22 protein-coding genes and 1 pseudogene are annotated in these 18,423 nt (G+C 71.9%); 12 read left to right on the forward strand and 11 right to left on the reverse strand.

What is annotated here, in order from left to right; translation table 11 throughout:
• Positions 1 to 11: 11 nt before the first annotated feature.
• Positions 12 to 491, reverse strand: coding sequence for a YbjN domain-containing protein (locus ACIBP6_RS38840; RefSeq protein ID WP_397059163.1), 480 nt, complete (start codon positions 489 to 491; stop codon positions 12 to 14).
• Positions 492 to 508: 17 nt separating this feature from the next.
• A complete protein-coding gene (gene mshA, locus ACIBP6_RS38845) occupies positions 509 to 1,747 on the reverse strand; it encodes a D-inositol-3-phosphate glycosyltransferase (protein ID WP_397060262.1) in 1,239 nt (412 codons plus the stop codon).
• 173 nt (positions 1,748 to 1,920) lie between these two features.
• On the opposite strand from mshA, the gene ACIBP6_RS38850 reads away from it, so the two are divergent.
• Complete coding sequence (locus ACIBP6_RS38850) at positions 1,921 to 2,664, forward strand: SDR family NAD(P)-dependent oxidoreductase (protein ID WP_397059164.1); 744 nt, start codon at positions 1,921 to 1,923, stop codon at positions 2,662 to 2,664.
• Positions 2,657 to 3,448, forward strand: coding sequence for a class I SAM-dependent methyltransferase (locus ACIBP6_RS38855; protein WP_397059166.1), 792 nt, complete (start codon positions 2,657 to 2,659; stop codon positions 3,446 to 3,448). Before ACIBP6_RS38850 ends, ACIBP6_RS38855 begins: the two co-directional genes overlap by 8 nt.
• Here the strand turns inward: ACIBP6_RS38855 and ACIBP6_RS38860 are convergent.
• The 3 genes and pseudogenes from ACIBP6_RS38860 to ACIBP6_RS38870 form a co-directional block, all read right to left on the reverse strand.
• Positions 3,445 to 3,949: pseudogene (locus ACIBP6_RS38860) on the reverse strand (O-acetyl-ADP-ribose deacetylase). The gene ACIBP6_RS38855 and the pseudogene ACIBP6_RS38860 sit on opposite strands and share 4 nt — an antisense overlap.
• 13 nt (positions 3,950 to 3,962) lie before the next feature.
• Positions 3,963 to 5,000, reverse strand: a complete 1,038-nt coding sequence (locus tag ACIBP6_RS38865) for a methyltransferase (RefSeq protein ID WP_397059168.1) — start codon at positions 4,998 to 5,000, stop codon at positions 3,963 to 3,965.
• On the reverse strand, positions 4,993 to 5,502 hold the full coding sequence (locus ACIBP6_RS38870; RefSeq protein ID WP_397059170.1) for a hypothetical protein: 510 nt from the start codon (positions 5,500 to 5,502) through the stop codon (positions 4,993 to 4,995). Before ACIBP6_RS38870 ends, ACIBP6_RS38865 begins: the two co-directional genes overlap by 8 nt.
• Positions 5,503 to 5,571: 69 nt before the next feature.
• Between ACIBP6_RS38870 and ACIBP6_RS38875 the strand changes: the two genes are divergently transcribed.
• The 5 genes from ACIBP6_RS38875 (at position 5,572) to ACIBP6_RS38895 (ending at position 8,295) form a co-directional block, all read left to right on the forward strand.
• The gene (locus tag ACIBP6_RS38875) at positions 5,572 to 5,928 is read left to right on the forward strand and encodes a BlaI/MecI/CopY family transcriptional regulator (RefSeq protein WP_397059171.1); all 357 of its coding nucleotides are present in this window, start codon (positions 5,572 to 5,574) and stop codon (positions 5,926 to 5,928) included.
• Positions 5,925 to 6,830, forward strand: coding sequence for a M56 family metallopeptidase (locus tag ACIBP6_RS38880; protein WP_397059173.1), 906 nt, complete (start codon positions 5,925 to 5,927; stop codon positions 6,828 to 6,830). The genes ACIBP6_RS38875 and ACIBP6_RS38880 overlap by 4 nt, the downstream gene beginning before the upstream one ends.
• Before the next feature lie 60 nt (positions 6,831 to 6,890).
• Positions 6,891 to 7,382 carry a helix-turn-helix transcriptional regulator gene (locus ACIBP6_RS38885; RefSeq protein ID WP_132618854.1) on the forward strand — a complete coding sequence of 164 codons (492 nt, stop codon included), beginning with the start codon at positions 6,891 to 6,893 and terminating at the stop codon, positions 7,380 to 7,382.
• Positions 7,383 to 7,385: 3 nt separating this feature from the next.
• A complete protein-coding gene (locus ACIBP6_RS38890; protein ID WP_397059175.1) occupies positions 7,386 to 7,808 on the forward strand; it encodes a hypothetical protein in 423 nt (140 codons plus the stop codon).
• Positions 7,809 to 7,929: 121 nt separating this feature from the next.
• Positions 7,930 to 8,295, forward strand: a complete 366-nt coding sequence (locus ACIBP6_RS38895) for a DUF2516 family protein (protein WP_111185025.1) — start codon at positions 7,930 to 7,932, stop codon at positions 8,293 to 8,295.
• 4 nt (positions 8,296 to 8,299) lie between these two features.
• Here the strand turns inward: ACIBP6_RS38895 and ACIBP6_RS38900 are convergent, their stop codons facing one another.
• The gene (locus ACIBP6_RS38900) at positions 8,300 to 8,884 is read right to left on the reverse strand and encodes an SGNH/GDSL hydrolase family protein (protein ID WP_397059177.1); all 585 of its coding nucleotides are present in this window, start codon (positions 8,882 to 8,884) and stop codon (positions 8,300 to 8,302) included.
• A gap of 105 nt (positions 8,885 to 8,989) precedes the next feature.
• Between ACIBP6_RS38900 and ACIBP6_RS38905 the strand changes: the two genes are divergently transcribed.
• Positions 8,990 to 9,724: an alanyl-tRNA editing protein gene (locus ACIBP6_RS38905; RefSeq protein ID WP_132618848.1), complete on the forward strand. Its 735-nt coding sequence runs from the start codon at positions 8,990 to 8,992 to the stop codon at positions 9,722 to 9,724.
• A 550-nt stretch (positions 9,725 to 10,274) separates the two neighbouring features.
• On the opposite strand, the gene ACIBP6_RS38910 is transcribed toward ACIBP6_RS38905, so the two are convergent.
• Both ACIBP6_RS38910 and ACIBP6_RS38915 read right to left on the reverse strand, forming a co-directional pair.
• Positions 10,275 to 10,478 (reverse strand): hypothetical protein, encoded by a 204-nt coding sequence (locus ACIBP6_RS38910; RefSeq protein WP_397059179.1) that lies wholly within the window; start codon positions 10,476 to 10,478, stop codon positions 10,275 to 10,277.
• A gap of 83 nt (positions 10,479 to 10,561) precedes the next feature.
• Entirely contained in the window at positions 10,562 to 11,491 is a 930-nt protein-coding gene (locus ACIBP6_RS38915) for a TetR/AcrR family transcriptional regulator C-terminal domain-containing protein (protein ID WP_397059181.1), read from the reverse strand.
• A 109-nt stretch (positions 11,492 to 11,600) separates the two neighbouring features.
• On the opposite strand from ACIBP6_RS38915, the gene ACIBP6_RS38920 reads away from it, so the two are divergent.
• Together ACIBP6_RS38920 and ACIBP6_RS38925 are read left to right on the forward strand one after the other, a co-directional pair.
• Positions 11,601 to 12,677 carry an FAD-dependent monooxygenase gene (locus ACIBP6_RS38920; RefSeq protein ID WP_397059183.1) on the forward strand — a complete coding sequence of 359 codons (1,077 nt, stop codon included), beginning with the start codon at positions 11,601 to 11,603 and terminating at the stop codon, positions 12,675 to 12,677.
• Positions 12,678 to 12,704: 27 nt separating this feature from the next.
• Positions 12,705 to 14,312 (forward strand): DUF2207 domain-containing protein, encoded by a 1,608-nt coding sequence (locus ACIBP6_RS38925; RefSeq protein WP_397059185.1) that lies wholly within the window; start codon positions 12,705 to 12,707, stop codon positions 14,310 to 14,312.
• On the opposite strand, the gene ACIBP6_RS38930 is transcribed toward ACIBP6_RS38925, so the two are convergent.
• Positions 14,309 to 15,232 (reverse strand): asparaginase, encoded by a 924-nt coding sequence (locus ACIBP6_RS38930; RefSeq protein WP_397059187.1) that lies wholly within the window; start codon positions 15,230 to 15,232, stop codon positions 14,309 to 14,311. The two genes, ACIBP6_RS38925 and ACIBP6_RS38930, sit on opposite strands and share 4 nt — an antisense overlap.
• A gap of 71 nt (positions 15,233 to 15,303) precedes the next feature.
• On the opposite strand from ACIBP6_RS38930, the gene dtd reads away from it, so the two are divergent.
• A complete protein-coding gene (dtd, locus tag ACIBP6_RS38935; RefSeq protein WP_397059189.1) occupies positions 15,304 to 15,729 on the forward strand; it encodes a D-aminoacyl-tRNA deacylase in 426 nt (141 codons plus the stop codon).
• Between the two features lie 51 nt (positions 15,730 to 15,780).
• On the opposite strand, the gene ACIBP6_RS38940 is transcribed toward dtd, so the two are convergent.
• Positions 15,781 to 16,854, reverse strand: a complete 1,074-nt coding sequence (locus ACIBP6_RS38940; protein ID WP_397059191.1) for an alkene reductase — start codon at positions 16,852 to 16,854, stop codon at positions 15,781 to 15,783.
• Between the two features lie 134 nt (positions 16,855 to 16,988).
• On the opposite strand from ACIBP6_RS38940, the gene ACIBP6_RS38945 reads away from it, so the two are divergent.
• The gene (locus ACIBP6_RS38945) at positions 16,989 to 17,366 is read left to right on the forward strand and encodes a MerR family transcriptional regulator (RefSeq protein ID WP_397059193.1); all 378 of its coding nucleotides are present in this window, start codon (positions 16,989 to 16,991) and stop codon (positions 17,364 to 17,366) included.
• A gap of 84 nt (positions 17,367 to 17,450) precedes the next feature.
• Here ACIBP6_RS38945 and ygfZ read toward each other — a convergent pair whose 3' ends face one another.
• On the reverse strand, positions 17,451 to 18,389 hold the full coding sequence (gene ygfZ, locus ACIBP6_RS38950; protein WP_397059195.1) for a CAF17-like 4Fe-4S cluster assembly/insertion protein YgfZ: 939 nt from the start codon (positions 18,387 to 18,389) through the stop codon (positions 17,451 to 17,453).
• Between the last annotated feature and the right edge of the window lie 34 nt (positions 18,390 to 18,423).

An 18,423-nucleotide genomic window follows, 5' to 3' on the forward strand; every position in this document is an offset into this window, starting at 1 on the left:
CGGGGTGCGGCTCACCGGTCGGGGTCGGCGAAGCGGGCGAAGGCCCGCAGGTTGGCGAGCGACTCGCCGCGCTTGGCGCGCCAGGCCCACTCGCGCCGGATCGACGACGCGAAGCCCAGCTCCAGCGCCCGGTCGAACCATTCGTCGCTGTACGTCAGCACGCAGCCCAGCAGCCGGTCGATCTCCTCCTCGGTGACGGCGGCCAGTGGCACGCGGCCCACGAGGTAGACGTCGCCGACGGAGTCGAGGGAGAAGTGCACGCCGTACATCGAGCCGTTCTTGCCGAGCAGCCATCGGTAGAACTCGGCGTGGTTCTCGTCGGGCTGGCGGCAGAAGAACGCCTCGACGTGCAGCACCCGCTCCCCCACGATCAGCCAGGTCATGGTGGCGAGCTTGTGCTGCCCGGGCAGTTTGGCCAGGAACGCCCCGGGCCGTGGCTCCTCGTAGGAGACCTCCGCCGCCTTGAGCGCCGCTTCGACGACTTCGCGCATGCCGACAGGATAGGAGGTCACACGTTGATGGCCACGGGCACTTTGTGGAGGTTCGCGACGGCGCCGGCGTACACGTCCACGAGGCGCGCGGCGGTGGCCTGCCAGCCGAAGGCGGCGGCGTGCTCACGGGCGCCCCGTGAGAGCTCGTCGCGCCAGCGCGGCGCGACGACGAAGCGGCGCAGCACACGGGCCCACACGGCGGGGTCGTGGCCGTCCACGAGGATCCCGGACACCCCGTCGCGTACGGCGGTGCGCAGCCCGCCCACCGCGGCGGCGGCCACCGGCGTGCCGCACGCCTGCGACTCCAGCGCGACCAGGCCGAACGACTCGCTGTGGGACGGGACGACGGTGACCGACGCGGCCCGGTACCAGTCGGCCAGCTCCCGCTGCGGAGCGGGCGGCACGAGCCGGAAGACGTCGGAGATGCCGAGCTCGGCGGCGAGTTCGGTGAGCAGGGCCGGCCTGGCCAGGCCGTTGCCCGACGGCCCGCCGACGCAGGCGACCACGAGGCGGCCGCGCAGGGACGGGTCGTCGGCGAGCATCCTCGCGGCGGCGCGCAGCAGCACGTCGGGGGCCTTGAGCGGCTGGATGCGGCCGACGAACAGCAGCAGGTGCGCGTCCCGTGGCAGGCCGAGGCGGCGCCGGGCGGCGAGCTGGGAGCCGGGGCGGAAGACGGAGAGGTTGACGCCGGGATTGACGACGGCGACGCGGTCCTTGGGCGCGCCGTACAGGTCGATCAGCTCGCGGGCCTCGTCGGCGGTGTTGGCCACCAGGCGGTCGGCGACGGCGACGACCTGTTCCTCGCCGACCACGCGGGCCCTCGGCTCCGGCTTGTCGTCCCGGGCGAGCAGCAGGTTCTTGACCTTGGCCATGGTGTGCATGGTGTGCACGAGCGGCACGCCCCAGCGTTCCTTGGCCAGCCAGCCGACCTGCCCCGAGAGCCAGTAGTGGGAGTGGATGACGTCGTAGCGGCCGGGGTCGTACATCGCCTCGGTGCGCAGCACGCCCGACAGGAACGCGCAGAGCTGGGCGGGCAGCTCGCCGCGGTCCAGCTCCTCGTACGGCCCCGCCGTGAGGTGGCGGACGAGGACTCCTGGGGCGAGCTCGGCCACGGGCGGCAGGTCGCGGGCGGTGGCCCGGGTGAAGATCTCCACCTCCACACCGAGCTGAGCCAGCCGTCTGGCGGACTCCACGATGTACACGTTCATGCCGCCGGCGTCGCCCGTGCCCGGCTGGTCCAGCGGCGATGTGTGCATGCTGATGGTCGCGACCCGGCTGACCCGTCGTCGCCTCACTCGACACCACCTCCGGACAATTGACAACTATTCCGATTTATTCGGCATTCCCGACAAGTAGTCCTCATGGAGGGTAGAGGGCATTGCTATGTCCCCTCTCCGGCCGCCCGCCCGGGGCTGGCAGGATGGACGGCATGCGGAAGACGGCTGTGGTGACCGGTGCGAGCAGCGGGATCGGGGAGGCGACCGCGCGTCGGCTCGCCGCCGAGGGTTTCGAGGTGGTGGCAGGCGCGCGGCGCCGCGACCGGCTCGACAAGCTGGCCTCGGAGGTGCCCGCGATCAGGCCCGTGACGCTCGACGTGACCTCCCAGGAGTCGGTGGACGCGCTGGCCTCGTCTCTCGAACGCTGTGACGTGCTGGTCAACAACGCCGGCGGCGCGCTCGGCATGGAGCCGGTGGCGCGCGGCGACGTCGGCGACTGGCAGCAGATGTACGACACGAACGTGCTCGGCTCCTTGCGCATGACCCGGGCGCTGCTCCCCGGGCTCGTCGCGTCCGGCGACGGCGTGCTGGTGATGCTGACCTCGACGGCCGGGCTGTCGGCGTACGAGGGCGGGGGCGGCTACGTCGCGGCCAAGCACGCCCAGCGTTCGATGACCGAGACGCTCCGCCTGGAGCTGGTCGGCGAGCCGGTGCGGGTGGTCGAGATCGCGCCCGGCATGGTGAAGACCGAGGGCTTCGCGGTCACCCGGTTCCGGGGCGACGAGGAGCGGGCGGCCCAGGTGTACGACGGCGTGCCGGGGCCGCTGAGCTCCGACGACGTGGCCGACGCGATCGTCTGGGCGGTGACGCGGCCGGCCCACGTCAACATCGACCGCATGGTCATCAGGCCCCGCGCCCAGGCCGCCCAGCACAGGGTGCACCGCGTACGTGACTAAACCGGTCGGCGCCATCACGCGCGGGACGACCGGGCACAACCGGCTGCGGCGCGCCGACCGCTGGATCGCGGCCGTGCACGCCCCGCTGCTGCGCTCGGCGGCGCGGCCGCTCGTGGTGGACCTCGGCTACGGCGCCTCGCCGGCCACGACGCTGGAGCTGTTCACGCGGCTGCGCCGGGTGGCGCCCGGCGTGGAGGTGGTCGGCATCGAGATCGACCCGGTGCGGGTCGCGGCGGCCAAGCCGTACGAGCGGGAGGGGCTGAGCTTCCGGCTGGGCGGGTTCGAGCTGCCGGTCTCGCGTCCGCCGACGCTGGTGCGGGCCTTCAACGTACTGCGTCAGTACGCCGAGGCCGACGCGTGGCGGTACTGGGACGTGCTCACGGGCCGGCTGGCCCCCGGCGGCCTGCTGGTCGAGGGCACCTCGTCGGAGAACGGGCGGCGGGCTGTCTGGGTGGGCCTGTCACCGGAGGGGCCGCGGACGATCACGTTCGCGGCGCGGTTCGACGCCTTCGAGCGGCCGTCCGACCTGGCCGACCGGCTGCCGAAGACGCTCATCCACCGGAACGTCCCGGGTGAGCGGATCCATGCGTTCCTGAGCGACTTCGACCACGCCTGGGCGGTCAGCGCCGCGTACGAGGCTCATGGGCGGCGACAGCGGTGGCTGGCCGCCGTGCGGTTCCTGTCGGTGTCGTGGCCGGTGCCGCCGCGCCCGCCGTTCGGCGGGGACGCCAGGTGGCGGCTCGGCGAGCTCACCCTGCCGTGGTCGGCCGTGGCGCCGGTTTAGAGCCGGGCCTCGAACACCGCGTACGCCGCCGCGTCGAACAGGACGAACCGCAGGTCCTCCAACCTGCGTGTGCGCCTGGCGCACCGCCTCCAGGGCGATCCTGGCGGCGTCGTCCATCGGCCAGCCGTACACGCCGGTGGAGATCGCCGGGAACGCCACCGACCGCGCCCCGAGCTCGTCGGCCACCCGCAGCGACTCGCGGTAGCACGAGGCCAGCAGCCCGGAGCGGTCCTCCGACCGGGAGTAGACCGGGCCGACCGTGTGGATCACCCACCGCGCGGGCAGCCGCCCGGCCGTCGTGGCCACCGCCTGACCGGTGGGCAGCCCCTTGCCGTAGGGGGAGGCGCGCAGCTTCCTGCACTCCTCCAGGATCTCGGGCCCGCCGCGCCGGTGGATGGCCCCGTCGACGCCGCCGCCTCCCATGAGCGAGGAGTTGGCGGCGTTGACCACCGCGTCGACCTGCTGCTCGGTGATGTCGCCCGGAACCAGCGTGATCTCCATCCCACCGACCGTGTCAGCCATGGCCGCCGGTTGGCAAGACAGGCGCGGCCACGAGCACGTTCACGTCGAGCGAAAGCTCCCTGACGTCCTCCAGCGCCAGCCCGGCCGACTCCAGCAGGCGGGCGTACTCGGCGCGCGTACGCTCCCGGCCGGCGCCGTTGTTGACCAGCAGGCGGACGTCCCAGGCGAGGGCCGGCGCGCCCGGGTCGGACGCCGGCGGGTCGGGCACCAGCCGCTCGATCACCAGCAGGCGACCGTGCTCCGCCATGGCCGCCCGGCAGTTGGCCAGCACGCGCGCGGCCAGGTCGTCGTCCCAGTCATGCAGGATGCGCGACAGCAGGTAGACGTCGCCGCCCGCCGGGACGGCCTCGAAGAAGTCGCCCGCCGCGAACGCGCACCGCCCGGCCAGCCCCGCCTCCGCCAGCGCCGAGCGGGCGCGCTCGACCGCGGCAGGAACGTCGAACAGCGTGCCGCGCAGGCCGGGCGCCTGCGCGAGCACGGCGGCGAGCAGCGCGCCGTCGCCGCCGCCGACGTCCACGACGCTCTCGTGCCGGGTGAAGTCGTAGACCTGCGGCACCTCGGCGAAGGACGACGACCCGCGGGCCATGGCCCGGTCGAACCGCGCGCCAAACGCGGGGTGCTCGGCGGTGCAGGCGAAGAACGGCTTGCCGTGCACCTGCTCGAAGCCCGGCCGGCCCGTGGTGACGGCGTACGCGAGCGCCCCCCACGACGCCGAGAAGGGGCCCGCGTAGAAGAGCGCGAGGTCGGCCAGGGAGCAGGGGTGGCGGCGGGCCAGCAGCGCGCCCGCCGGCGTGAGCGCGTACGCGCCGCCAGGTGTGGTCTCCACCAGGTCGTGGGTCTCCAGCAGGCGCAGCAGGCGGGACAGCGCGCCGGAGTGCGCGCCGATCTTCTCCGCCAGCTCGGCGCAGGTCAGCGGGCGCTCGTACAACAGGTCGGCGAGGCCCAGCTGGGCCAGGGCGGCCACGGCCTGGGTGGCCCAGGCGCCGGAGAGCTTGGCCAGCACGTCGCGCCGGACGGAGTCGTCAGCCATCGGCCACAAGCTCCAGCCGGCTGGGACGGAGCACGGTACGCCCGCCGTCGTCCTCGTACGCGTTGCGACCGGCCCGCTCGACGCCCGGGCACTCCTCGCGCGCCGGCACGCACACCTCCGGCTCCGGGCCCGCGGGCTCGGCGCGCGCGATCAGCGCCGGCGGGTCGAGGCCCTGGTGGTCGGCGAGCCTGCGGCGTGCGATCAGCACCGGCGGGTCGAGGCCGTGGCGGTCGGCGAGCCTGCGGCGTGCGACCGTGCTCGGGCAGGTGCGCACGGCCTCGAAGCCGCGCTTCAGCGCCGTACGCAGGCCGGCGAACCGGCGCGGGGAGAGCATGATCGCCGCGTGGTCGATCCGGCAGTGCCGCGTCGGCGCGGCCAGGACGGATCCCGTGCCGCCCGGCCCGCGGGCGACCATCTCCCACGTCACCGACCGGCGTGTCAGCCGGTCGAGCCGGAGCGCGTCCTCGGGGTCCAGATGGCCCCTGACTACCATGGGTGACATCGGAGCCACGTTAAGGAGTCTCGCGCCCCGGATGCCAGCTCGACACGTTGTAGAGCTAATCTGAATGGCGTGAAGGGTCTCGGCGAGCTTGAGCGCAGCATCATGGACATCCTCTGGGCGGAGAACACCCCGCTGACCGCCCGCGAGGTCGGCAAGCTGATTGCCGACCGCGACCTTGCCCCCACCACGGTCATGACCGTTCTCGACCGCCTCACCCGCAAGGGTTTCCTCCAGCGCACCCGCGACGGCCGTGCATGGCGGTACGAACCGGCAGAAAGCCGCGACGCATACATCGCCGAGCTTATGCTGGAAGCCTTGGACCTGACGGGCGACCGCTCGGCCGCCCTGACCCGCTTCGCCCAGGCCGTTTCGGGCAGGGAGGCGGAGATCCTGCGGCAAGCCCTTACGGAGCTGGAGGAAGAGTGATCACGGCAGCGGTGCTGGCAGCGCTCGCCACGGCGTGCGCGCTCGGCTCCTGGCGTTTCACCACGGCTCACTGGACCTCCCGGGCCCCGCGGCTGGCCATCATCCTCTGGCAGTCCCTGGGCGTGTCCTGGGGCCTGGCCACGACCGGCGCCATGCTCGCCTACGCCGTCCAGCCGTACGGCACCGGGGTGCTGCACGGGCTGATCGCGTTCGCCGGCGGGGAGGCTCCCGCGCGGGCGTGGGACCCACTGCACGTGCTGGCCCTCATCGCGGGGCTGACCGCGCTGGCGGTGCTCGTCGCGGTGCTGCTCACCGCGGGCGTGCAGACGTTGCGGGCCCGGCGGCGCCACCGCATGCTGCTGCGCCTCATCGCCCATGACGATCCGGGCGTTCCCGGCGTGCGGGTGCTGGCCCACCCGGGTGCCGCCGCGTACTGCGTGCCGGGGCTGCGCTCGCAGGTCGTCGTCAGCGAGGGCGCGCTCAAGCTGCTGTCGGAGGGCGAGCTGAAGGCCGTGCTGGCCCATGAGGCGGCCCACGTGCGCGAGCGCCACGACCTGGTGCTGCTGCCGTTCGCCGCGCTGCGCCGGGCGCTGCCCTGGTCGAAGGTGGTGGCCGACGCGCAGGCGCAGGTGGAGCTGCTGATCGAGATGGCCGCCGACGACCGCGCCCGCCGTTACTGCTCGCCACGCAGGCTCGCCACGGCGCTGCTGCGCTTCGGCACGGCCGGGGCGATGCCGACCCCGCACGGCACCCTCGGTGTGCACGCCCAGCACGTCATGGCCAGGGTCGAACGGCTGGTCCAGCCCCTCCCCGAGCTCGCCGCCTCGACGCGCTACGGGTTCATCGCGCTTTCTGTGACGTTGGTCACGGCTGCCCCATTTCTCTGGGTCATCCAGCTCTAGCGCTTGCTGCCGTTAATCGCCGCGTTTGCAATTGCAAGCACAGCGCGGCAGACTGGGCATATGGCACTACCCAAAGTCGGCTCGATCGGTGAATACATCCGCGAGCAGCGGCAGCAGGCGAAGATCTCGCTGCGCCAGCTCGCAGAGGCGGCAGGGGTCTCCAATCCCTACCTCAGCCAGATCGAGCGCGGCCTGCGCAAGCCGAGCGCCGAGATTCTCAACCAGATCGCCAAGGGTCTGCGGATCTCGTCACAGGTGCTCTATGTGCAGGCGGGCCTCATCGAGGACCGCGAGCCGCCGAGCGACGTGATCGCCGCGATCAGAGCCGACGCACATCTGAGCGAACGGCAACGTCAGGTGCTGATCGATATCTATGAGTCGTTCCGTAAGGAGACGCGCGCCGAAGACGAGCAGACCTCCCAGAACGCTCGCCCCCGGCACGCCTCCGATCCGGACGACGAGCCGCTGCCGGAGGAGTATCTCGCCGCTCTTGAGCCCTATGCGGCGCCCTCGAGCAACGGCAACGTCACCCAGGAAACCAAGGAAGGTTAACCCATGACGCTCGCCACCGAGGTCAAGAAGCTGACCGATTCAAAGCCGTTCTACGCCGTCGCCGGCGCCGGCGACTTCGCCGTGGAGAAGCTGCGTGAGCTGCCCGAGCAGCTGCAGAAGCTCCAGTCGCGCCGCTTCGAGCTGAGCAAGGAGCTGCCAGGCAAGGCCCGCGAGTACGCCGACAAGGCCGAGGGCATCGCCCGGGAGTTCCCCGACAAGGCTCGCGAGTACGCCGACCAGCTCACCCAGATGGCCACCGAGGTCTACGAGGACTTCGCGACCCGTGGCCGCCGGGTCGTGAGCAAGACGACCGGCGAGGCCGCCCTTGAGCTGGAAGAGGTGTCGGAGGCCGCCGAGCCGCCCGTCGCCAAGCCCGTCCAGCCGGCGAAGAAGAACACCCGCACCACGAAGGCCGCCAAGGCCTGACCGGAGCACGAGGCCCGTCTCCCGCCGGGAGACGGGCCTTTCCGTTCGGGGGTGCCCGCCTGTCGGGGGCGCCCATTAGGCTGAAGCCGACTTCATCGCGGCGTTGGGCGGAGCCAACAACATGAATCTGATCAACGGTGTCTTCAACCTCCTGTTCCTGGTGCTCGCCGTCGTCATCTTCGGCATGTCGATCTACGCGCTCGTGCACGCCCTCCGGGTGCCGACGCCCGCGTTCGTCTCGGCGGGCAAGCTCCAGAAGAACATCTGGCTGCTGATCCTCGCCCTCGCCACGCTCTTCTCCGGCGGCGGCGCATGGGGCTACTTCAACGCGTTCCTGGTCGTCGGCAGCCAGGCCTTCCTCGGCATCGGCATCGGCATCTTCTCGATCCTGGCCGTCATCGCGGCCACCGTCTACATCGTCGACGTCAAGCCGGCGGTCAAGGGCATGGGCGGCCGGGGCAACAGCGGCCCCTACGGGCCCTGGTGACGGCTCAGGCCAGCTCGGCGGCCAGCCAGGCGGCGATCAGCTCGTGCCCGGCGTGCGTGGGGTGCACGCCGTCGGGCAGCGCCGCCGCCGGCGGCCAGTGCCGGGTCATCGGGTCGGCGAACGGCACGCCGGCGTCCTGAGCCGCCTCCGCCAGCACGTCACGCACCGCGTACGCCTTCCTGGGCGGCTCGCCCATGAACAACGGCCCGACCACGACGACGTCGGTGCCGGGCCAGTGGGCCCGCACCTTCGCCAGCAGCCGGTCGGCGGCGGCGCGCACCCTGGCCGCGCTCCGGCGCCGGTCGTTGTGACCGCCGGAGATGACCAGCAGGTCGGGCGCGGGGCGCCAGGCCAGCTCGACCTCGAACGACCGCTGGAACGTCCTGCCCACCCGCCCCTTGCTGACGTAGCCGGTGCCGCTCGCCCCCGCGATGACCGGGCGGGCGCCCATCAGACGGGCGGTCTCGGACGCGTACGTCTGCGACGGCGGCACGGGCCCGGAGCCGACGGTGAAGCTGTCGCCGAGGAACATCATCACCCGCGGTGCGGGCTCGACGGCCGGTGGTTCGGCCCGGCCACATGCCGACATCGTCAGAAACAGCGCCAGAAACAGCGCCAGAACGGCGGCGCCGGGTGGGATTCGCGGACCAATCCTCCAGCCACGCATGACCACCCCGGGCACTAGGCTGCCGACATGACCTACGACCTCCACGGACGCACCCAGCGATTGGAACTGTCTGACCAGAACCTGCGCGACTTCGAAGCCGTCGTCCTGGACGCGACGCCGGAAGGGATCGTGCTGAGCAGGTCGGCATTCTATCCGGGCGGAGGTGGCCAGCCGGCGGATCACGGCGTGTTGATCTGGCAGGGCGTGGAGACCCGCGTCGTGGGGGTGCGCAAGGGCGACGACCTGGAGCTGATCCCGGCCGAGGGCGACCCGGTCCCGCCGGTCGGCACCGTGGTCAGGGCCGCGGTGGCCGACGCCCGGCGCTCGGCGCTCATGCGCACCCACTCCGGCCTGCACGTGCTGTGCGGTGTGGTCTTCCGCGACTACGGCTGCCTCGTCACCGGCGGCAACATGGACGAGATGAGCGCCCGGATGGACTTCAACCTGCCCGAGGTGCCGCCGGGGTTCAAGGAGGCCGTCGAGGACGCCTGCAACGCAGAGATCGTCGCCGACCGGCGCATCGACGTGCGGGTGCTGCCGCGCGCGGAGGCGTTCGCGATCCCCGACATCATCCGCACGGCCACCAACCTCGTGCCGGAGACCGTCCAGGACGTGCGCATCGTCGACATCGTCGGCCTCGACACCCAGGCCGACGGCGGCACCCACGTGGCCTCCACCAAGCAGATCGGGCGCATCAAGGTCGCCAAGATCGAGAGCAAGGGCCGCGGCTTCCGCCGCCTGCGCATCCAGATCTCCGACTGATCATCGTCGCGGACGCCGACCCACCACGCGCCCTCCCGGGGCCGATCCGGTCCGCCAGCAGTTCAGGCGCGACCGTCAGCGTCTCCTGGTCGAACGGCGCGTCGTCGTCGCCCTTCCTCCAGGTCCGCAAGTCGCAGCCGGCGCCGATCGGCGCGTCGGTGGGGAAGGCCCAGACCTCCATGCGCTGCGGCCGCTCCAGCCACCCCGGGGGGACGAGACGGCGCGGAGCTCTGGCTGTCGAGACGGTTGCCCTGCCGGGGGCCGCACCGCGCGAAATCACGCCACTGGCCGGGCTCTCGGCCACCGATCGCACCGGCAGCCACGCCGCAGCGGATGGCCCAACCGGTCTGGACGCTGGTCGGCCTGAAGGTGACGAGCACGCCCTTCCCCACCGTCCGGTGGAGCTCATGGATCAGTGACAGACGCTCCTCGCGGAGCCCTTCCGTCGTCTGCAGCAATACGAGCCCGCTCGTCACCCCCGCCGACGAAGTCGGGCCGGCCGCCTCGCCGTACAGGCCGAGCAGGACGGCGGCGCCCGCCGTGAGCGCGGTCAGCCCGACGGCCGTGGCCGGGGCAGGACGGCGGCGCCCGCCGTGAGCGCGGTCAGCGCACCCCCGGCCGGCGCGACGGCCGTGGCGGCCCGCCTGCGGCGGCGGCTCCGGCCGCACAGCCGGGCGATCTCCCCGACGTCAGGCAGGAGCCACCGCCGCTCCTCCACGGCGGTACGCAGGTCGCCCTCGGTGTACCGGGCCATCACACGACCGCCCAGTTCAGATCACTGAGGGAGAGATCAACCCGCGGGCGTGCCGGCGCCCGGCCGCGATTCGGGTGGCCGAGCTACCCGATCACTTCCGCCAGGCCGTCCAGGAGGCGGGTGAGGCCGAATTCGAAGAGGTGGTCGAGGTCGAAGTCGAAGTCGCCCAGTTCGTGCAGGAACGCGGCGAAGGCGGGGGAGGTGCCCGACTCGCTGATCGCCCGGATGCGTTCCTCCTGCGTGCTCATCCACTCCTCGTCCGTGAGACCGGTGGCGGCGTGGGCCTGGCGTTCCTGCTCGACGTTGGCGGCGATGGCGAGCACGTAGCTGTAGAGCAGGATGTTGACGTACATCTTGGTCGCGGGGTCGAGCCGGGTGCCGGCCAGGGCGCTCATCATCCACTCCGAGTGCTGCAACAGCGCGGGTGAGGCCAGCGGGCGGTGCAGTGAGGTGACCCCGGCCATCCACGGATGCTCGTGGTAGGCCGCCCACAACACGCGCGCCGAGGTCTCCAGGCAGGCGCGCCAGCCGTCCGGCCGCTCGGGCGGCAGCGGGAACGACTCGATCACCGCGTCGACCATCAGCAGGAACAACTCGTCCTTGCCCGTGACGTGACGGTAGAGGGACATGGTGGCCATGCCGAGCCGGTCGGCGACACGGCGCATGGTGACCTCGGAGAGCCCTTCGGCGTCGGCGATCGCGACGGCCGCCCGGACGATGCGCTCCCGTACGTCCTCGTTCCCGGAAATCCTGGCACGTTGGCCTGCCTTCTGACGCGCAGGGGCCTCCGGTGCGGCGGGCCGGTCGGCGACGACCGTGCCGACGCGGGGCTCGGCGGTCACGACGCCCTCCCTGGCCAGGACGGCGAGGGCCTTGGCGGCCGTGGCTAGGGCGACGTTCCAGTCGCGGGCGAGCTGACGGGTGGACGGCACCCGCTCCCCCGGGCGCAGCCGGCCCTCACTGATGCGCCGCTTGATGTCGGCCACGATGCGGGCATAGGGCGGGGTACTCACGCGAACCTCCTGTACTAGTACAGATCCCTCAAGGATACTCTTGCTCCCCACTGTATGTACTGCGTACATTCACATATGCGTACAACGTCAACAAACGAGGGGCACAACGATGAAGGTCCTCATCTCCGGTTCGGGCGTCGGCGGGGCCACCCTGGCCCACTGGCTGCGGCGGTACGGTCACGACGTGACGGTCGTGGAACGGGCCCCGGCCCCCCGCAGCGGCGGCCAGGCCATCGACGTCAGAGGCGCCGCGCTCACCGTGGCCGCCAGGATGGGCATCCTGGAGCGGATCAGGGAGCTGCGCACGACCATGCGCGGCATGTCCATGGTCGACACCGACGGCAACGAGATCATGCGCGACGAGGAGGGCACGCTCAGCGCCGGCCGCTTCGACAGCCCCGACCTCGAGATCATGCGCGACGACCTCACCGGCATCCTGACCGAGGTCTCCGACGCCGAGCACGTCTACGGCGACTCGATCGCCACGCTGACGCAGGACGGCGACGTGACGTTCGAGAGCGGGCGGCGCGACCGCTACGACTACATCGTGGGCGCCGACGGCCTGCACTCCGTCGTCCGGCAGCTGGCTTTCGGCGACGAGTCACAGTTCGTCCACCACCTCGGCACGTACCTCTCGATCTTCAGCGCCGACAACTTCCTCGGCCTCGACCACTGGCAGACCTGGTTCAACGAGGGCGAGGCGGGCGGAGCCCTCTTCAGCGACCGCGACAGCACACAGATGCGCGTCAACCTGGGATTCCGGTCCGAGCCGATCGTGTACGACCACAACGACGTCGGCCAGCAGAAGCGGCTCGTCGCGGAGCGCTGCCAGGGCGTGTACGAGGCCTCCCGGCTGCTGGAGGCGATGCGGAAGGCCGACGACTTCTTCTTCGACTCCATGGCCCAGGTGCGCATGGAGCACTGGACGAAGGGCCGGGTCGCGCTGCTGGCCGACGCCGGCTACTGCGCCTCGCCGCTGTCGGGTCAGGGCACGAGCCTGGCCATGGTGGGGGCATACGTGCTGGCGCAGGAGCTCGGCCGTGACTCTGAGCCGGGGTTCGGCCGCTACGAGGAGCGCATGCGCCCGTTCGTGACGGCGAACCAGGCGCTCGCCTTCGAGAACCCCGGACAGGGCGCGTCGCAGGAGAGCGTCCAGCGGGCGGCGAATGCGATCTCGCTGGACTGACGGGACGAACCGATACCATGTGCCGCCATGACGGGTATCAGACTCACTCTGGCCGCCTTGGTGGCCGGCGCTCTGACGGTGACCGCCGCCCCCGCCTCAGCGGCGCAGGCAGGGATCACGGACGAGGTGACGATGACCCTCGGCAAGGACGGCACCCTCCACGTGGTCGAGAAGATCACCGGGGCGTCGGGCGGGCTGAAGCGGACCTTCATCACGCGCACCCGCTACGACGACACCACCGACCGTGTCTACGAGATCGCGAACGTCAAGGGCGGCACCCTCGACGGCGACGTGCTCACCGTGGCAGGCCAGACCGTCGAATACGACGTCAAGGGCGCGGTCACGAGCTCGGGCGGCGTCGAGGAGCTGCGCTGGTTCGCGGTGAACGGCTGGAACCAGCCGGTCACCAAGGCCACTGTGCGGATCGACGGCCCAGGCCAGGTGCAGAACCTGTCGTGTTTCGCCGGTGAGCTGACCTCCGCCGTCGGCTGCACGTCCGCCTCGATGGACCACTCGGCCACCCGGGCCGACTTCGAGCAGGAGAACCTCGCGCCCGGCCAGGCCCTCACCGTCGTCGTCGGGTACCCGGAGGGCTCCAGCGACGGCGAGCCGATCTTCGACAAGCGCTTCTCGCTGGCCGCCGCGTTCACGCTCGACGCCGTCACCGGCGGCGCGCTGGCCGGGCTGCTCGTGCTGCTGCTCGGTGGCGTCGCCCTGCTCTACTGGACGCGCGGCCGCGACGCGCGGGTGGCCGGCCACGAGAGCGACGGAGTCCCCCCGGTGCAGAACGGCCACTTCTCGCCGCCCGACGGGGTGCGGCCCGGCCAGATCGGCACACTCGTCGACGAGCAGGCCGACGTCGTCGACGTGACCGCCACGATCGTCGACCTCGCCGTACGCGGCTACCTGCGCATCGACGAGCAGCCGCGCGAGACGTACGACGCGCCCGACTGGGTGCTGGTCAAGATGCCGAGCGCGCCGGTCAACGCGCTGCTGCCGTACGAACGGGCGCTCTACGACGCGGTCTTCGACGGGCGCGACGCGGTGCCGCTGTCGCAGTTGTCCGGCTCGTTCGCGGCCCACCTGGGCAAGGTGCGCGACGCGCTCTACACCGACGTGGTGCGGCAGGGCTGGTTCGCCCGCCGTCCCGACACCGAGCGCACCCGGTGGACGACGATCGGCGTGGTGCTCATCGGCGCCGGGCTGCTGGCGACCGTGGCGCTGGCCTGGTTCACCACGTACGGGCTGCTCGGCCTGGCCGTGGTGATCGCGGGCGGCGCGCTGGCGGTCGGCGGCCAGTACATGCCGGCCAAGACCGCCAAGGGCTCGGCGGCGCTGGCCCACACGCTCGCCTTCCGCCAGTACCTGTTCTCCGGCGAGCTGGGCGAGGTGCCCGAGCAGCACCGGGTGGAGCTGTTCTCCCGCTACCTGCCGTACGCGGTGATCTTCGACGGGGTGGAGCACTGGTCGCGCGTGGTGGCCTCCGTCACCGGGAACGGCCACCAGGCCGACAACCTGTACTGGTACCACGGGCCGGCGGAGTGGGACCTGTCCAAGTTCGCCGGGTCGATGCGCACGTTCACCACGACGACGTCGGGCGCCATCTCCGCCACCCGGCAGTTCCGCTCCCTTTAACGCAACCGCAGCTCGCCGACGGGGCGTCCGCCGCCGAGCACGGGCGGGTTGGCCAGCTCGGCGAGCTCCGGCGCGTCCAGGCCGAGCGAGCGCAGCGCCGCCACGGTGACGGGCACGCGGGCGCGCGGGGAGCCGTCCTCGATCTTGACGGTGCCCGCGCGCCCGTCCTCGAACGCGAACGCGTCGAACGCCTCCGCCCCCGCCTTCAGCATGAGCCCCGGGATCGCCCGCATCAGCTTGGCCTCGGGGCGGTCGGTGCCTGACGTCCATTCGGGGTAGGTGCGCATCGCGTCGAAGATCTGGCGTTCGAAGGAGTCCTCCGCCGACAGCGGGAACGCGCGGAACGCCTTCGTCACCCCGAGCATCGACACGAAGACCAGCGGCGCGCCGCCCAGCGGCGCGCCGCAGCCGTCCACGCCGGAGGCCGCGACCCGCTCGCCGGTGAGCTCCTCCACCGTCTCGCGGATGGCCCGCTGCAGCGGATGCGCCGGCTCCAGGTACGTCGTCAGCGGCCAGTCGTTCAGCGCACAGGTGGCCACCATGGCGGCGTGCTTGCCGGAGCAGTTCATGTAGACGCGGCCGCGTTCGGTCACCGCCCGGTCGAACGGGTAGTCCTCAGGACACTGCAACGCCGACTCGTCCAGCCCGGCGCCCGCGAGGATCTTCCGTACCCCGTCCACGTGGAACGGCTCCCCGGAGTGGGAGGCGCAGGCCAGCGCGAGCAGCTCGCCCTCCAGGCGCAGGCCGCTGCGCAACATGCCGAGCAGCTGCAACGGTTTCATCGACGACCGCGGCGAGGCGGGCACGTGCACCGCACCCCTCGTCTCCACCGGGCGCCCCTGGGCGTCAACCGTCAGCACACGGGCGTGGTGGGTGGATTCCACGAACCCGGATCGGACAACTTCCACAATCATCGACATATCGCGTCCCCTTTCGGCATGAGTCTACGGACGGTCCTCACAGGGTTTCGCGTGGTCCAGAATGAGATGCCATGCGGGCAGTCGTACAACGAGTCAGTTCGGCGTCGGTCGAGGTCGAGGGGCGCACGGTCGGGGCCGTCGCCGAGCCCGGCCTGCTCGTCCTGGTGGGCGTCACGCACACCGACACACGCGCCGAGGCCGCCAAACTCGCCGCCAAGCTGTGGGGGCTGCGCGTCCTGCACGGCGAGAAGTCCTGCTCGGACGTGTCGGCGCCGCTTCTGGTGATCAGCCAGTTCACCCTGTACGGCGACGCCCGCAAGGGCCGGCGCCCCACCTGGCAGGCCGCCGCCCCTGGCCCGGTCGCCGAGCCGCTGGTGGACGCCGTGGTGGAGGAGCTGCGTGCATTGGGCGCCCACGTGGAAACCGGCGTCTTCGGCGCCGACATGAAGGTCTCGCTGGTCAACGACGGCCCCATCACCCTGGTCCTCGACGTATGACCCCCGTCGCACTCCGGCCGCGGTCCTCCGCGGAGGCGGTGGGCGTGGTTCTCAGGCCGCGTGCCGGTAGGCGGTGTAGGTGAGATAGCCGGCGTCGCCGCCCTCGTACCACGTGGCCTCGTCGTGCGGCGCGATCGGCAGCCCCTGGCGCAGCCGTTCCACGAGGTCGGGGTTGGCGATGAAGGCGCGGCCGAAGCTGATCAGGTCGGCGCCGAGCCCCAGCCAGTGATCCGCGGCCGCCTTGTCCGCCTGCCGCGGGCTCGCCGGGGCGGAGGGGTTGACGATGAGCGTGCCGGGCCAGGCCTTGCGGAGCTCGACCAGCACGTCCTCGTCGGTGGTGGCCTCGAGGTGGATGTAGGCCAGGTCGAGCGGGGCCAGCTCGGCGAGCAGCGCGCCGTACATGGCGGGAACGTCGGTGTCCTCGGCGCCCCAGATGCCCGCGCCGGGCGAGAGCCGCAGACCTGTCCGGTGGCCGCCCACCGCCTCGACGGTCGTCGAAACCGCCTCCACCGCGAACCGGATCCGGCCCGCGATCGATCCGCCGTACGCGTCGGTGCGAAGGTTGGCGGTGCTGGAGAGGAACTGGGCGATGAGGTACCCGTTCGCGCCGTGCAGTTCCACGCCGTCGAAGCCGGCGTCGACGGCCCGGAGGGCGGCCTCGGCGTACGAACGCGCCTGCTCGGGCACCTCGGCGGCGTCCAGCTCCCGGGGGACGGGGGCAGGCTGGGGCCCGGCCGGGGTGAACACCCGGCCGACGGCGGGGACGGCCGAGGGGCCCACCGGCTGCGTGCCCGTGGTGTCGGGGTGGGAGACGCGCCCGCCGTGCATGATCTGCGCGAAGATGCGCCCGCCGTTGGTGTGCACCGCGTCGGTGACCGGCCGCCAGGCTGCGACCTGGGCGTCGGTGTACAGCCCCGGGGTGCCCGGGTTGGACTGCCCGACGAGGCTGGGCTGGATCCCTTCCGTCACGATGAGGCCGGCAGTGGCGCGTTGCGTGTAGTACGCCGCCATCGACGGCGTCGCCAGGCCTCCTGCGGCCGCACGGACCCGGGTCATGGGGGCCATCACCACACGGTTGGGCAGGGTCAGCGCGCCCAGGTGGTAGCGATCGAACAGAGTCGTCATCTCCGCGTGCCTTTCAGGATTCTCCGTAGACGGTCACGCCCCTCAAGGGGGCCGCGACGACTAAGCTAGAACCTGACATTGACGTCAGAGGCAAGCGTTCGGCGGAAGATTTTTCCGGCGGAAGGGAGCAGGCGATGCGGATCGGGGAGCTGGCGTCACAGGCCGGGGTGAGTGTCCGGTCTCTGCGCTACTACGAGGAGCGGGGTCTGCTCAGCAGCACGCGCAGCGCCAGCGGGCAGCGCCGGTACACGGACGACGAGGTCGAGCGGGTCCGGTTCATCCAGCGTCTGTACGCGGCCGGGCTCTCCAGCCGTACGATCGCCGAGCTGTTGCCGTGCGTCGACTCGCCGAGTGAACGGAACGACGACGAGGCGTTCGAGCGGCTGACCCAGGAACGGGAGCGCATCGACCGGCACATCGAAGAGCTGTGCGAGACCCGCGAGGCCCTTGACCGGCTCATCGACGCCAACCGCGCACACCGCGCACAGCTGGCCGGCGGTTCGCCGGCCTAGAGCCCTGCCTCCCGGCCGAGCCGGGCGCGTCCGCGCCCGGGCCGGTGACAGGACGGGCGGCCTGCCCGTCGGAGAGGACCCCCGTCAGCGCAGGCGGCGGCGGAGGGTCGGGTCGATGGAGACGTTGCGGCCGGCGTCCGGCGGGACGACGACCTCCTGGGAGGCGGCCACGCCACCGGCCAGCAGCGGGGCGTCCACCGGGACCGTGCGTTTGACGACGGCCAGGGCGATGGGACCGAGCTCGTGGTGGCGGGCGGCCGAGCCGACCACGCCGACCTCCTGGCTCTCGAACATCACCGGAGCGCCGTGCGGCGGCAGCGTGTCGACGCTGCCGTCGAGGTGGAGGAAGACCAGGCGGCGCGGCGGATGCCCGAGGTTGTGGACCCGGGCCACGGTCTCCTGGCCGCGGTAGCAGCCCTTGGTGAGGTGGACGGCCGAGCCGATCCAGCCCAGCTCGTGGGGGATCGTCTTGTGGTCGGTCTCGAACCCGAGCCGCGGCCGGTGCGCCTCGATGCGCAGCGCTTCGTACGCCCACAGCCCCGCCAGCGGCCAGCCGAGATGATCGGGCAGCTCGGCGCGCGGCACCAGGAAGTCTTCGGAAGCCGTGGAGAGCACCGCGAGGTCGTCGGCCCGCGACACCTCCACGCGCAGCATGAACCGCATGCGGTCGAGGTAGTCGATCAGGCTCTGCGCGGTGCCCGGCTCGACGTGGGCGAGCACGCTCTCGCCGTCGTCGACCAGCGTCAGGTGGTGTTGAACGCGCCCCTGCAGGTCGAGGTCGAGGGTTTGGGTCCACTCGCCGGGCCGCAGCGTGTCGAGCTTCTGCGAGGTGAGGTCGTTGAGCCATTTCAGCCGGTCGGCGCCGGTGACGCGGATCACCTCGCGGTTGCTGCGGTCGACGACCGCCTCTCCCTTGGCCAGCGCGCGCTGCTCGGCGTACAGATCGCCGTAGTGCGCCGCTACGTCGGAATCCGGAGCGTCCGCCGGGACGGCACCGGGGAGATCGAGCAGAGGGCTACGCATGCCCTCCAGGCTATCCGCACCCGCCGGGACACCC

It is taken from the genome of Nonomuraea terrae (assembly GCF_044465245.1).
Lineage (GTDB): Bacteria > Actinomycetota > Actinomycetes > Streptosporangiales > Streptosporangiaceae > Nonomuraea > Nonomuraea terrae.

Bases quoted from the DNA above. Each gene is read 5' to 3' on its own strand.
- ACIBP6_RS38945 (WP_397059193.1), top strand. From the start codon at position 16,989: ATGCGGATCGGGGAGCTGGCGTCACAGGCCGGGGTGAGTGTCCGGTCT.
- ACIBP6_RS38895 (WP_111185025.1), top strand. From the start codon at position 7,930: ATGAATCTGATCAACGGTGTCTTCAACCTCCTGTTCCTGGTGCTCGCC.
- ACIBP6_RS38925 (WP_397059185.1), top strand. From the start codon at position 12,705: ATGACGGGTATCAGACTCACTCTGGCCGCCTTGGTGGCCGGCGCTCTG.
- ACIBP6_RS38890 (WP_397059175.1), top strand. From the start codon at position 7,386: ATGACGCTCGCCACCGAGGTCAAGAAGCTGACCGATTCAAAGCCGTTC.
- ACIBP6_RS38870 (WP_397059170.1), bottom strand. From the start codon at position 5,502: ATGTCACCCATGGTAGTCAGGGGCCATCTGGACCCCGAGGACGCGCTC.
- ACIBP6_RS38850 (WP_397059164.1), top strand. From the start codon at position 1,921: ATGCGGAAGACGGCTGTGGTGACCGGTGCGAGCAGCGGGATCGGGGAG.
- ACIBP6_RS38885 (WP_132618854.1), top strand. From the start codon at position 6,891: ATGGCACTACCCAAAGTCGGCTCGATCGGTGAATACATCCGCGAGCAG.
- ACIBP6_RS38905 (WP_132618848.1), top strand. From the start codon at position 8,990: ATGACCTACGACCTCCACGGACGCACCCAGCGATTGGAACTGTCTGAC.
- ygfZ (WP_397059195.1), bottom strand. From the start codon at position 18,389: ATGCGTAGCCCTCTGCTCGATCTCCCCGGTGCCGTCCCGGCGGACGCT.
- ACIBP6_RS38900 (WP_397059177.1), bottom strand. From the start codon at position 8,884: ATGTCGGCATGTGGCCGGGCCGAACCACCGGCCGTCGAGCCCGCACCG.
- mshA (WP_397060262.1), bottom strand. From the start codon at position 1,747: ATGCACACATCGCCGCTGGACCAGCCGGGCACGGGCGACGCCGGCGGC.
- ACIBP6_RS38940 (WP_397059191.1), bottom strand. From the start codon at position 16,854: ATGACGACTCTGTTCGATCGCTACCACCTGGGCGCGCTGACCCTGCCC.
- ACIBP6_RS38920 (WP_397059183.1), top strand. From the start codon at position 11,601: ATGAAGGTCCTCATCTCCGGTTCGGGCGTCGGCGGGGCCACCCTGGCC.
- dtd (WP_397059189.1), top strand. From the start codon at position 15,304: ATGCGGGCAGTCGTACAACGAGTCAGTTCGGCGTCGGTCGAGGTCGAG.
- ACIBP6_RS38865 (WP_397059168.1), bottom strand. From the start codon at position 5,000: ATGGCTGACGACTCCGTCCGGCGCGACGTGCTGGCCAAGCTCTCCGGC.
- ACIBP6_RS38840 (WP_397059163.1), bottom strand. From the start codon at position 491: ATGCGCGAAGTCGTCGAAGCGGCGCTCAAGGCGGCGGAGGTCTCCTAC.
- ACIBP6_RS38910 (WP_397059179.1), bottom strand. From the start codon at position 10,478: ATGGCCCGGTACACCGAGGGCGACCTGCGTACCGCCGTGGAGGAGCGG.
- ACIBP6_RS38930 (WP_397059187.1), bottom strand. From the start codon at position 15,232: ATGTCGATGATTGTGGAAGTTGTCCGATCCGGGTTCGTGGAATCCACC.